General features: G+C 72.3%; 13 protein-coding genes and 1 pseudogene. 8 read left to right on the forward strand and 6 right to left on the reverse strand.

The features are described 5' to 3' along the window. A pseudogene (locus IEY82_RS05695) lies at window positions 1-346 on the reverse strand (RNA-guided endonuclease TnpB family protein); the annotation flags it as partial. Between the two features lie 429 nt (window positions 347-775). Further along, window positions 776-1,204: a hypothetical protein gene (locus IEY82_RS05700; protein ID WP_189122906.1), complete on the reverse strand. Its 429-nt coding sequence runs from the start codon at window positions 1,202-1,204 to the stop codon at window positions 776-778. A 154-nt stretch (window positions 1,205-1,358) separates the two neighbouring features. Between IEY82_RS05700 and IEY82_RS05705 the strand changes: the two genes are divergently transcribed. The 5 genes from IEY82_RS05705 to IEY82_RS05725 all read left to right on the forward strand — a co-directional run bounded on the left by IEY82_RS05705 (window position 1,359) and on the right by IEY82_RS05725 (window position 6,744). After that, entirely contained in the window at window positions 1,359-1,985 is a 627-nt protein-coding gene (locus IEY82_RS05705; protein WP_225262245.1) for a class I SAM-dependent methyltransferase, read from the forward strand. Window positions 1,986-2,065: 80 nt separating this feature from the next. Next, window positions 2,066-2,893, forward strand: a complete 828-nt coding sequence (locus IEY82_RS05710) for a hypothetical protein (protein WP_189122908.1) — start codon at window positions 2,066-2,068, stop codon at window positions 2,891-2,893. Next, window positions 2,890-3,990: a hypothetical protein gene (locus IEY82_RS05715; protein WP_189122909.1), complete on the forward strand. Its 1,101-nt coding sequence runs from the start codon at window positions 2,890-2,892 to the stop codon at window positions 3,988-3,990. The genes IEY82_RS05710 and IEY82_RS05715 overlap by 4 nt, the downstream gene beginning before the upstream one ends. Before the next feature lie 28 nt (window positions 3,991-4,018). Continuing rightward, window positions 4,019-5,446, forward strand: a complete 1,428-nt coding sequence (locus IEY82_RS05720; protein ID WP_189122910.1) for a hypothetical protein — start codon at window positions 4,019-4,021, stop codon at window positions 5,444-5,446. After that, window positions 5,443-6,744, forward strand: coding sequence for an AAA family ATPase (locus tag IEY82_RS05725; protein ID WP_225262242.1), 1,302 nt, complete (start codon window positions 5,443-5,445; stop codon window positions 6,742-6,744). Before IEY82_RS05720 ends, IEY82_RS05725 begins: the two co-directional genes overlap by 4 nt. 85 nt (window positions 6,745-6,829) lie before the next feature. Here the strand turns inward: IEY82_RS05725 and IEY82_RS05730 are convergent, their stop codons facing one another. Further along, window positions 6,830-7,768, reverse strand: coding sequence for a GNAT family N-acetyltransferase (locus tag IEY82_RS05730; RefSeq protein WP_189122912.1), 939 nt, complete (start codon window positions 7,766-7,768; stop codon window positions 6,830-6,832). 69 nt (window positions 7,769-7,837) lie between these two features. On the opposite strand from IEY82_RS05730, the gene IEY82_RS05735 reads away from it, so the two are divergent. Beyond that, complete coding sequence (locus tag IEY82_RS05735) at window positions 7,838-8,158, forward strand: STAS domain-containing protein (protein WP_189122913.1); 321 nt, start codon at window positions 7,838-7,840, stop codon at window positions 8,156-8,158. Window positions 8,159-8,170: 12 nt separating this feature from the next. On the opposite strand, the gene IEY82_RS05740 is transcribed toward IEY82_RS05735, so the two are convergent. Beyond that, entirely contained in the window at window positions 8,171-9,742 is a 1,572-nt protein-coding gene (locus IEY82_RS05740) for an MDR family MFS transporter (RefSeq protein WP_225262240.1), read from the reverse strand. A 108-nt stretch (window positions 9,743-9,850) separates the two neighbouring features. Between IEY82_RS05740 and IEY82_RS40095 the strand changes: the two genes are divergently transcribed. Together IEY82_RS40095 and IEY82_RS05750 are read left to right on the forward strand one after the other, a co-directional pair. Continuing rightward, the gene (locus IEY82_RS40095) at window positions 9,851-10,396 is read left to right on the forward strand and encodes a TetR/AcrR family transcriptional regulator (RefSeq protein WP_189122914.1); all 546 of its coding nucleotides are present in this window, start codon (window positions 9,851-9,853) and stop codon (window positions 10,394-10,396) included. A gap of 62 nt (window positions 10,397-10,458) precedes the next feature. Next, entirely contained in the window at window positions 10,459-10,902 is a 444-nt protein-coding gene (locus IEY82_RS05750; RefSeq protein ID WP_189122915.1) for an ATP-binding protein, read from the forward strand. Here the strand turns inward: IEY82_RS05750 and IEY82_RS05755 are convergent. Then, entirely contained in the window at window positions 10,877-11,032 is a 156-nt protein-coding gene (locus IEY82_RS05755; RefSeq protein ID WP_189122916.1) for a hypothetical protein, read from the reverse strand. The genes IEY82_RS05750 and IEY82_RS05755 overlap by 26 nt on opposite strands. 56 nt (window positions 11,033-11,088) lie before the next feature. Then, window positions 11,089-12,039 carry a Ppx/GppA family phosphatase gene (locus tag IEY82_RS05760; RefSeq protein ID WP_189122917.1) on the reverse strand — a complete coding sequence of 317 codons (951 nt, stop codon included), beginning with the start codon at window positions 12,037-12,039 and terminating at the stop codon, window positions 11,089-11,091. Window positions 12,040-12,126 lie beyond the last annotated feature (87 nt).

Here is a 12,126-nt window from a genome sequence, read left to right on the forward strand (position 1 = left end):
TGTCGGCGGCGAACCGTGCTTCCTTGCGGCGGCGTTTCCTCAGCAGCCGTTTCGCGGACTTGGTGGCCTTGGCCTGCGGGCAGCGGCGCAACTCGCGGTGGCGGTGACGGACCGCGTTCAGGGTCTTGCCGCTGTGACGGACGCCGTCGCTGGTGGTGGCGATGTTGGCGATCCCCAGATCCACCCCGGTGAATCCGTCCGGAGCGCGCACCGGAACGTCCGGCAGGTCGCAGGTGGCGATGAGAAACCACCTGCCATCGCGGCAGACCAGGTCTGATTCGCCCTTACGGTGAGCGGCCAGCAGGGTGAGCTGATCGGCCGAGGCGGTGAACGCCACGCCCTTCATCCGCCCGCCCACGGTCCAGAAGTCGCCCTCTCGACACTGGCGAACAGCCTCAAGAGCGTCCGCCCGGCCACGCAAGGAGTAGCCGGCCCATATCCGCAAGTGTCTGCCGGGGCGCCATTTTGGTCGCCGTCGTACTTCGCCGCCTCCCGCGGCGGCGCACCCCAATCGATCATCAAGGTACATCGACAGGCACAAACGCCCAGGCTGAGCCGTTCGACGGCTTACCTGTCATCGCACCGCCCGGGCCTTGGCGGCCCTCCCGCGCTGTCGGTTCCTCCCGGGCGTGAACGCCCGGGGTTCCACGCCAGATAACGCCGCGAACCCGTTGCGATGGGCCTGCGCGCCGCGCACGCTGAACTGGCGCCCGCGCCGCCCGGCGACCGGGCCGGGCGGCGACCGGGCCGGGCGGCGACCGGGCCGGGCGGCGTTTCACTTCTTCCTGATCGCTCTCAGGCGGTGCGGCGCCAGGGCCGAGAGGACCAGCGACACCCCGATGACGGCGTACAGGCCGGTCGCGCCCGCCAGGGTGCCCGGCGGCTCGCCGGTGGACGCCGTCAGCCGCGGCAGCGCGCCCGCCAGGCCCGTCGCGGCGTCGAGGTCGAGCGCGAACAGACCGCCCGCGACGGCCAGCGGCAGCCCGCAGGTCAGCGCCGCCAGGGGCGACAGCCACGGCCAGGCGGCGAGCACGGAGACGATGGCCGCCACCACCATGAGGTGGCCGAGCCCCTGCGGTCCCGGGCTGAAGGCGGCGTGGGCGGCGCGCAGCCCACGGGCGCCGGCCTCGGTCAGGTAGTAGACGAGGGGCAGCGCGGCCAGGCCTGTCACGACGCCGATCAGATGGCGGATCTCACGGGACACGGCAGCATCGTCCCCCCTGCCGGGCCCTCGCGTGTCGCGATCCGGAGACCTGATGCGGGTGCCACCAGGACATGCGGATGATATGTGTCGCTATATGGGGATCACACCGAACAGTGGTACAGGTTCCGGCGCCATCACCCGTGATGGCTCCGCGGTGGAGTTCTACAGACTGATGCGGCCCGATGGCGAGCCCGAGGTCGTCGCCGGGGTGGTGCCGGCGGGGGGTTCGATCCTGGAGTTCGGCTCGGGGGTGGGCCGGGTGACGCATCCGCTGGTCGAGCTCGGCTACCGGCTGGTGGCGGTGGACGAGTCGGCCGAGATGCTGGCGCACGTGCGCGGGGCCGAGACCGTTCGGGCCCGGGTCCAGGAGGTGCGGCTGGATCGCCGCTTCGACGCCGTCATGCTGGCCTCGCAGCTCGTGCAGACGGCCGACGAGCGGGACCGGCGGGGGTTGCTGGACGCCTGCGCCCGCCACGTCGCGCCGGACGGTTCGGTGCTGATCCAGTGGATACCGCCGGAGCGGCACGACGCCTGGCAGGCCGGTCAGTCCCGGACCGACGGTGACCTGACCATCGAGATGGCGGCGGTGGAGGAGGTCTCGCCCGGCCTGGTCAACGCGACCATGCGCTGCGTGTACGGCGACCGGGTGTGGACCCAGTCGTTCGCGTCGCGGCGGCTGTCGGACGAGGAGCTCGCCGACGCCCTGGCCCTGTCGGGGCTGCGGTTGGAGCGCTTCCTCACTGAGGACCGTACCTGGGTGCTGGCCGTGCCGGCCGGGTAGCGCCCTTTACGTTGTAGATTAACCCCAGTGTTTTTGCCGAATTACTGGTAAAAACTGGAACTCCTGTTACGCTCGCGGCCATGAGTGACCGGCTGGACGAGCTCGAGCGGCGGATCGACGGGCTCCGAGCCGGCGTGCGCAAGGCGATGCGGGTCAGGGACACCGTCACGGCCAGGGCGCTGCGGGCCGAGCTGCGGGGGGCCGAGCGGGCGTGGGACTCGCTGGTGGGCGGCGTGCCGGAGTCCGGGCCGGATGATCAGGGCGGCCCGACCGGCCGGGACGCGGGCTCTTCGCGGGGAGAAGAGTCCCGGCTCGTCACCGTGCGCGAGCAGGTGCACCAGGCGCTGACCCTGCTCGGCGCCCCCGCCCAGCCGAGGCTGATCGTCGCCGTGGGCGAGGCGTTCTTCGGCGGCGCGCTCCGGAGCAACCAGCTGACCAGCCTGCGCCGCGACGAGGAACGCTCGTTCCGGGCCTCCCCGTACGGCAGGCCCTACTACCTGTGCGCGGCGCTGACCGACCGCCTCTCCCCCGCCCGGGGGCTGCTCGCGGTCAGCACGTGGCCGCTGGCCCGCCGGATGGTGGGCCCGCTCAGCCCCCGCGTCGACTTCCTGACCTGCGCCATCGCGGTGGCGCGGCAGCTGAACGACGATCCGCGGGCGGCCCGGCTGCTGACCAGGATGGCCCGCAACATCCCCGGCGGCGGCCAGGGCGACCTCGGCCCGCCCGATCCCGGCCGGGTGATCGAGGCGGCGGCCGGCGAGCTGGCCGTGCACGCCGAACGCGACACGCGGGACCGCGACACGCTGGCGAAACGCGCGACCTCGCAGCTCGGTGACACGGCCCGGCTGTTCGGCGCCGCTACGCTGAGCACCGTCGCCAGGGACACGATCACGAAGGGTGGCCGATGAACCGGCTCGACGTGTTGCGGGGCACCACGCCGCAGAAGCCGCACGACGCGCGGGCGATCGCCGCGCTCGCGGCCAACCCGGGCTGCACGCGCCGGGCGCTGATGGACGGCGCCGGCATCGACAAGGACGCCGCCGCCCGGCACCTGGGCTTTCCCGCGCCGTTCGGCCAGTCGCCGTTCGCGATCACGCGCGGCAACGTGTTCGAGGCGCTGGTGAAGGCCGACGGGTGCGCCGAGCTGCTGAGGATGCTGCGCGAGGTGCTCGGCCTGCCGATCGCCGAGGTGGCCTACCACGACGTGGAGAACGTCGGCGCGCACCTGCGCCACGCCCACACGCGGGCGCTGTTCGACCGGGCGGCCCGCGACGGGCTCGACGCGGGCACGGTCTACGACCATCCGCTGCTCAGCCTGGAGATCGCCGGGCACACCGCCTACCTGGAGCCCGACGTGGTCGCGTTCCAGATGGGCGGGAGGTTCCACATCGTGGAGATCAAGTCGTTCGCGGTGATCGACGGGCAGGCCGACCCGGCGGCGGTGGCGGCCGCGGCCCGGCAGGCGGCCGTCTACGTGCTGGCGCTGCGACGGCTGCTCGAGGAGCTGGGCCACGACCCGCTGCGGGTGGCGCACGACGTGGTGCTGGTCTGCCCGGAGAACTTCGCCAACCGCCCCGTCGCGACGCTGGTCGACGTGCGCAGGCAGCTGGCCGTGCTGCGGCGGCAGCTGTCCCGGATGACCGGGCTCGACGGGCTGGTGGCCGAGCTGCCCGACGACCTGTCGTTCGACCTGCTGCCGGGCGAGGACGGGCTGCCCACGCGCCCGGCCGCCGAGCTGGCCGACGCGCTGCGCCGGGTCACCGCCCGCTACGCGCCCGACTGCCTGTCCACCTGCGACCTGTGCTTCTTCTGCCGTGACGAGGCCCGGCAGGAGGGAGCCTCCGACCTGCTGGGCCGCCAGGTCCGCGACGAGCTGGGCGGCGTCGCCTCGGTCGCCGAGGCTCTCGGGCTGGCCGACGGCACCCGCGACCCGGCCGAGGGTCAGGAGGAGATCGCCCGCCTGCTCCGCAACGCCGAGCGGCTGCGCCGGGAGTGCCTGGCATGACGGTCGCGAGCGTCCGGGGGCGGCGCCCGTGAGCCTGCTCACCTCCCTGGCCCGGCTGCGGGCCCTCGACGAGGGCGTGGCGCAGCCGATCGCGACCGTCCGGCACTGCCACCTGTCGGCGCGGCCGATGGTGTTCATCCCGCTGAAGCTGTCCGGGGAGGCCGCCGCGCCGCTGGCCGCGATGCTCGGCACCGACCGCGCCGCGCCCCACCTGCTCGTCGTGACCCAGCCGCGCAACCGCGACCTGCGCTTCGCCTGGGCCGCCGAGCTGGCCGGGCTGCTGCTGCCGTACATCGAGGGGTTCCTGAGCGGCACCGAGACGGTGGAGCGCCGGGGCGCCGACCCCTACGAGCGGGTGCTGGACGCGCCGCAGCTGGTCGTGCCGAACCCGGCGGGTGTGGCGTTCACCCGGCTGCTCGGCCGGTCCACGCGTTTCCGCCGCCCCGACGGGCCCTATCCGGTGCCCGAGGGAGTGCCGGTGCTCGGCCGCTGGCTCACCTACTTCGCCGAGCGCGCCGCCTACCCGGGTTCGTCGCTCACGCTGGCGGCGACCGAGGAGCTGGGGCGGCACTGGGCGAGCGGGCAGAGCGGGCTGGAGGACGCCAACCTGGCCGCGCTGACCGGCTGGATCACCGACGGGCCGAGCGACGAGGCGGAGGACCCGCTGATCTGGCCGCCGGCCGGTCCGGCGACGGATCCGGGGTTCGACGCCGAGGTGCTGGCGCCGGCCATCGAGAGCGGGTCGGCCGAGCGGGTCGCCGAGGCGCTGCGCGGCCAGCTCGAACCCACCTGGCGGCTCATGTGGCGGGCGATCGACCTGCTCGGGGCCCTGCCCGCGGGCGCGGGTGTGGCGTCGCGGTGGGAGCAGGACCGCGGTTCGTTCAGCGGCATGGCCGCGCAGCTCGCCGAGGGCGCGCCGCCGCAGGCCCGGCGCGACGGCGCGATCGCCGCCGCCTCCCGGCTGGCCCGCATGGAACGCGCCCAGGCCGCCTACGACGTGCAGCGCGCCTACGACGACCCGTTGGTGATGGCCGAGCACCGGCTGACCGGCGAGGCGTTCGCCGGCGAGGTGGTCGAGACCGACGCCGATCGGGTCGAGGGCGAGGGCCGCTCGCGCAAGCTCCGCCCGCTGGTGGTGATCAAGACCGACGATCCCGTACGGCTCGCGCCGGGCACCGCCCTCGGCACCCCGCAGCGGCGCGAGCAGGGCGCCGAGCTGATGTCGGCCCGCGACGGCCTGGTCACCGTGAAGATCACCAAGGGCATGGGCCGGTCCAAGACGCCGGCCCCCGGCTCGGTGCCCGAGGTGGGCGAGCGGGTCTGCTACACGTCGCTGACCGACGACTTCAAGGGCTCCCCCGGGCTGCCCGAGGCGGAGGCGACGCCGTGGACGCACGGCGGGCCGCCACCGGAGTACGTGCCCGCCGACGAGGACGCCGTGGAGGAGTGGTCGTGACCGCCGGACCCGCCGAGGAGGCGCCCCGGAGCCCCGAGCAGGTGATCCGGGACGTGCTCGCCGACCTGCCCCGGCACCGCGGCGTGGTCGTCGACTCGCCGCCGGGGGCGGGCAAGTCCACGCTGGTGGTGCGGGCGGCGGCGCATCTGGCGGCGACCGGCGAGCCGCTGATGATCGTGGCGCAGACCAACGAGCAGGTCGACGACCTCATCTCGCGGATCTCGGCCGGGCACCCCAGGCTCACCGTGGGGCGCCTGTCGGCGAGCGGCTACGTCCCGCCGCTCCGGATGCTGGAGCTGCCCGGCGTCGCGGTCGGCACCCGGGTCCAGGACCTGGGCGATCCCGACATCGTCATCGCGACAGCCGACAAGTGGGCGTGGATCTCGGGCCGGACCTGGCCGTGGGCCATCGTGGACGAGGCCTACCAGATGCGCTCCGACAAGCTGCTGCGCATCGCGGGGCTGTTCGAGCGGGCGCTGTTCGTGGGCGACCCGGGGCAGCTCGACCCGTTCTCGATCGTCGACGGCGACCGCTGGTCGGGGCTGTCGTGGGATCCGCTGCAGAGTGCGGTGTCGGTGCTGCTGCGGCACAATCCCGATCTGCCGGTGCACCGGCTGCCGGTGTCGTGGCGGCTGCCGGCCTCGGCGGCTCCGGTGGTGTCGCGGGCGTTCTACCCGTTCACCGGGTTCCGTTCCGGCACCGGGCCGGGCGATCGGCGGCTGGAGCTGACCACGGGCGGCATGGGCACCGTGCACGACCGGGCGCTGGAGGAGGCGGCGCGTTCCGGGTGGGCGCTGCTGGAGCTGCCCGACCGGCACACCGTGCGGACCGACGGCGAGGCCGTACAGGCTGTGGCACTGCTGGCCGCGCGGCTGCTGCAGCGCGGCGCGGTGGCGGGCTCGGAGCAGGGCGAGCGGCCGGTGACGGCCGACCGGATCGCGGTCGGCGCGGCGCACCGCGACCAGGTGGCCGCGATCAGGGCCGCCGGGCTGCCGCCGGAGATCACCGTCGACACCGCCAACCGGCTGCAGGGGCGCGAGTACGACGTGACGATCGTGCTGCACCCGCTGTCGGGGCGGCGCGACGCGACGGCGTTCCATCTGGAGTCGGGGCGGCTCTGCGTGCTGGCCTCGCGGCACCGGCACGCCTGTGTGGTGGTGGCGCGGGCGGGCATCGCCGAGCTGCTCGACGCCCACCCGTCGGCCGAGACGGTGCAGCTGGGTGTGCCGGTGAAGTTCCCCGACGGCTGGGAGGCCAACCAGTCGGTGCTCGACCACCTGTCCGCCCACCGGGTCTAGCGGATCTCTGCCGGTCATCCGTCCATCTCACGCAATGAAGGGATGACTCCCGAACCGAACCCCGGTCGCCTCTTGAAGAGGCCGGCTAGACGCGGCGGCGCCAGATGTCGATGACCATGACCAGGCGCATGCCCGCCGACAGGTAGAGGCCGAGGGCGGGTGTGGTGTTGTTGGAGTCGACGTGCAGGATCGTGCCCTTGCGGCCGCGCGCGGCGTCGGCGGCGAAGGCGTGCAGCAGCAGGAACCGGCCGAGGCTGCGGCCCCGGAAGGCGGGCAGCACGGCCAGCGTGTCGACGTAGCCGCAGCCCTCGTCGGGGACGAACTGGTTGTTGCCGATCACGAGTGCCGCCGGCCGGCCGTCGATCCTGGCGACGGTGAGCTGGCTCCAGTCGGTGGCGCTCTGCGCCTGCTTGCGCTCGTGCCACTGGTCGTAGCCGATCGGGACGAAGCCGAAGTGCTCGGCGAACCCCTCCTGGTGGATCCGGTGGGCCTCGCGGCGCACGTCGTCGGTCTCGCCGGTGTGCAGGGTGAGGCCGGGCGGCGGGGCGGGCGGGTCGAGCGGGCCGTCGTGGTCGATGCGCAGCCGATGGTAGCTGGTGCCGGGCTCGAATCCGTGCTCCCTGGCCACCGCCCGCCTGACCTCATCGGCCCGGTAGAGGCCGATGTCGACGGTGGCGCCGGCGTGGCCGCGTTCGCGCGCCAGCTCCCCCGCCCGGTCGAGCACGGTGCGCCACAGCTCGCCGGTCAGGTCGCCGGAAGGGTCGGCGCCCGGCCGGACGAGCACGTCGACGTCGACCAGGTCGCTGTCGCCGTTGCGGCACGCCCAGGCCCACGCGATGAGCCGGCCGTCGTCGTCGTGGCTCAGCCAGGCGTCCCGGTCGAGGTCCAGCGCCGGGTCGGCGAGCTGGTCGGCGATGTCCTCGATGGGAGTGTCGACCGTACCGAGGACATCGAGGTCAGTGGCGGCCACGAGGTCGTGGATGGCGGGGGCGTCCTCGGTCCGGGGCCGTCTGATTGATTCCATGGTGGGAATTTTGCACAACACTCGACCGGAACGCCGCTGGTTTTCCCGTCGGTCGTTAGGCTGGGGGGCGTGCCTGACGAACGGCCACTGCACATCGAGATCGCGACACCGGATCCGACGACCGTCCGGGCCGCGTTGCGCGGCGATCTCGCCTATGACACGGTGGCGCAACTGGCGGCGCTGGCGCCGGCCGCCGGCTACCGCCTGCTCGAGCTCGACCTGTCGGAGCTGTCGTTCGTCGACTCCTCCGGCCTGGCGGCGCTGATCCGGCTGCACCAGCAGGCCGAGCTCGCCGACGCGGCCCTGCGCGTGGTGGCGCTGACGCCCCACCTGCGCGGCATGCTGCGCATCACCGCGCTCGACCAGTTGCTGGCGCTGCCGCCGCCCTGACCGGGCCGCCGCTCAGCCGGCCGCGGGGGTGACCCGCTCCTCCTCGCCGGGCGGCGCGACCGGCGCGCCGCGCAGCGGGATCTCCTTGACGAACACCGCCAGCAGCGGCACCGCCACGGCGAACAGGATGGCCCAGCCGAAGACGCCCGAGATCGACGAGGCCAGCGATTCCAGGATGCCGGTGCGTACCTGTGGCCGCATCTGCGCCAGCGCGGCCGGGTCCATCCGGCCGCCGCCCTTGACGGTCTCCTCCGCCGCCTGGGCGCCGAACCTGGTGGTCAGCTCCCGCTGGAAGCCGTGGTTGAAGATCGCGCCGAACAGGGAGACGCCGAACGAGCCGCCGATCGACCTGAAGAACGTGCTCGCGCTGCTGGCGACGCCGAGGTCCTTCTGCTCGACGCTGTTCTGCGCGATCAGCATCGTGGTCTGCATGAGGAAGCCCATGCCGAGGCCGAGCACGGCGATGTGGACGCCGGTCAGCCAGCTCGGCGTGCCGGCGTCCATGGTGGACAGCAGCCACATGCCGAGCGTCATGACGACGCCGCCGATGATCGGGTAGATCTTGTACGTGCCGGTGGCGGTGATGGCCCGGCCCACGAAGAGTGAGACGACCATGGACGCCGCCATCATCGGCAGCAGCAGGAGGCCGGAGTTGGTGGCGGTGGCGCCCTGCACGGTCTGCTGGAACAGCGGCAGGAAGTTGATCACGCCGAACATGGCGAAGCCGAGCAGGAAGCCGATGGCCGAGATCAGCGTGAAGTTGCGGTCGCGGAACAGGTTGAGCGGCATGATCGGCTCGATCGTCCGGCGCTCCACCTGGACGAACAGCGCCATCGTGACCACGGAGACCGCGACCAGGGTGAGGATCTGCCAGGAGCCCCACGGGTACTCGTTGCCGCCCCAGGTCGTGACCAGCACGATCGCGGTGATGCCGATCGACAGCAGGATCGCGCCCAGCCAGTCGATGCGCACCCGGTCGCGACGCCGGGGCAGCTTGAGCCGGACGGCCAGCAGGGCGATCGCGATGGCGCCGATCGGCAGGTTGACGTAGAAGGCCCATCGCCAGTCGAGGTAGTCGGTGATGAAGCCGCCGACCAGGGGGCCGGCGATCATGGCCAGCGACATGACCGCCGCCATGATGCCCTGGTACTGGCCGCGCTCGCGGGGCGGGACCAGGTCACCGATGATGGCCATGACGTTGACGATCAGGCCGCCGGCGCCGAGGCCCTGCAGGGCACGGAAGGCGATCAGCTCGGCCATGCCGCCGTCGGGGCCGCCCAGCAGGGCCGAGCCCGCCATGCCGCAGAACGCGGAGCCCACCATGAAGATGACGATGGAGACCATGAAGATGGTCTTGCGGCCGTAGAGGTCGCCGATCTTGCCCCAGATCGGCGTGGAGACGGTGGTGCCCAGCACGTAGGCGGTGACGACCCAGGACAGGTGCGACAGCCCGCCGAGCTCGCCGACGATGCGCGGCATGGCCGTGCCCACGACCATGTTGTCGAGCATCGCGAGGACCATCGCGAGCATCAGCGCGGGTAAGACGACCATGACTTCGCGGCGGCGTCCGACTGCCTCGTCCACGACTTCCCCCCTGTGAGATGGCTGTGAGATGGCGCTTACTTGCCGACCGGCAAGCTCCCGATAAACTAGATACTTACTTGCCGGCCGTCAAGTCGAAATAGGTGCACAGTGCGGGAAGACACGCGGACCCGAATCCAGGAGATCGCGCTCAGGCTCTTCACCGAGCAGGGCTACGAGGCGACCTCCTTGCGGGAGATCGCCGAGGAGCTCGGCGTGACCAAGGCCGCGCTCTACTACCACTTCAAGACCAAGGACGACATCGTGGCCGGCCTGGCCGACCAGCGGGTGGCCGAGATCGAGGAGTTGCTGGCCTGGTTCAAGGAGCAGCCCCGCACTCCGGAGGCGCGCCGCGAGCTGCTCCGGCGCTATGCGGCCCAGCTGAAGCGGACCCGCTTCGTGGAGGTCAACCGCTTCCTGGAGCGCAACCAGACCGCGATGCGCGACCATCCGAAGCTCCTGCGGATGCGCGAGGCCATGCTGGAGCTGACCGGGCAGCTCAGTGTGCCCGGTGATCCGCTCGCCACCCGGATCAGCCGGTCGATGGCGCTGTTCACGTTGCACGCCGGCAAATGGCTGACGCACGACGAGACCGTGTCCGAGGACGAGATCATCGAGGCCTCCATGGAGGTGGCGCTCCGGCTGCTGGAACCGTGACCGTGATTCGAATAGCCGATCGTGGGCAGGCTGTTTCACGCATCCGAACGGGAGGAGAGGCAGTGGAGGCGACGATAGCGCTCCGGCTACCCAGGGATGCGGCGAGCGTCCCGCTGATCAGGCAGATCTTCGAAGGCGCACTGCGCACTCTGGGCGTCGATCCGGCGGTCCGCGACGACATCGAGCTCATGCTCACCGAGGCGTGCGCCAACGTGATCAGGCACGCCGCCCCCAGCGACGAATACACCGTGAGCGCCGGAGTCTATGACGATCTGTGCGTGATCAGGGTCATCGACACCGGGGGCGGCTTCGACCCCGGCAAGATCGGCGAGGCGCTGGCCGGCGCCGAGCACGGCAGGGGGCTGCAGATCATGCGCGCGCTGGCCGACGACGTCCGTTTCACCAGCAGGCCCGAGCACGGGGCGATGGTCTGCCTGGAGAAACGGCTGACCTTCGTGCCCGGTGCCGCGGGGCCGCACCTCATGACGAGCGACCACTCCGCATGACGCCCTGCCGGGTCGTCCCCGCCACCACGGCGAGCGCGACCAGCACGACGACCGCGACGACGAAAAGGGCCACGAACATCAGGGAGAAGGCGATCGCCAGCGAAGCGATCATGCCGAGGATGGCCAACATCAGCCCATCACTTCCCCACGACCAGGACTTATACCTCTTTTGAGGATATGTCAGGGTTACCGGGGGGCGAGGTCGAGACGGCTCGGCAACAGGTCCAGGCGGCGCAGGATGACGCCCTCGCGCAGGGCCCACGGACACACCTCGAGCCGGTCGACCTCGAACAGGTCCATGGCCGCGTCGGCGACCACGGCCCCGGCCGCGAGCTGCGCGGCCCGCCCCTCGGACACCCCTGGCAGCGCGGCGCGCTCGGCCGCGGCCATCGTGGTGAGCTTGGCGGCCCAGTGGGCCATGTCCTGACGTGACAGCGAGCGCGAGACGTAGAAACCGTCGCCGGACGGGGCGGCCCCGGCGATCCTGGCGAGCTGCTTGAAGGTCTTGGACGTGGCCACGGCCCGGGTGGGCCGGCCGAAGCGCACCACGTCACCGACCTCGCGGGCGATCTCCGCCCGCACATGTCTGCGCAGGCCGCGCACCTCGTCGGGCGTGGGCGGGTCGCCGGCCAGCCAGTCGCGGGTCAGCCGCCCGGCGCCCAGGGGCAGCGACACGGCGACGTCCGGCTCCTCGTCGTAGCCCGCCGCGATCTCCAGCGAACCGCCGCCGATGTCGAAGGCGAGCAGCCGTCCCGCGGACCAGCCGAACCAGCGGCGTACGGCCAGGAACGTCAGCCTGGCCTCGTCACGGCCCGACAGGACCTCGATGTTCACCCCGCTGCGCTCGTCGATCCGGGCCAGCACCTGCTCACCGTTGGCCGACTCGCGCACGGCGGAGGTGGCGAAGGCCAGGAAGTCCTCGACGCCCTTGTCCTCGGCGATGCGCACGGCCTCCTCGACGAACGCGCCGAGCAGGTCGATGCCCTCGGCGGACAGCGCGCCCGCCGCGTCGAGGTGCTCGGTCAGCCGCATCTCCTCCTTGTGGGAGTAGGCGGGGATGGGGCGGGCGCCGCGGTGGGCGTCGACGACGAGGAGGTGGACAGTGTTAGAGCCGATGTCCAGCACGCCGAGTCGCATGGGACGACGCTACCGGTCAGCGGACGGCACGGCGAAACCGGGCATGACCGGCATCGAGGGGGACGACGTCATGGCCGAGCGACTACC

This window comes from Nonomuraea cavernae (genome assembly GCF_014646355.1).
Taxonomy (GTDB): domain Bacteria; phylum Actinomycetota; class Actinomycetes; order Streptosporangiales; family Streptosporangiaceae; genus Nonomuraea; species Nonomuraea cavernae.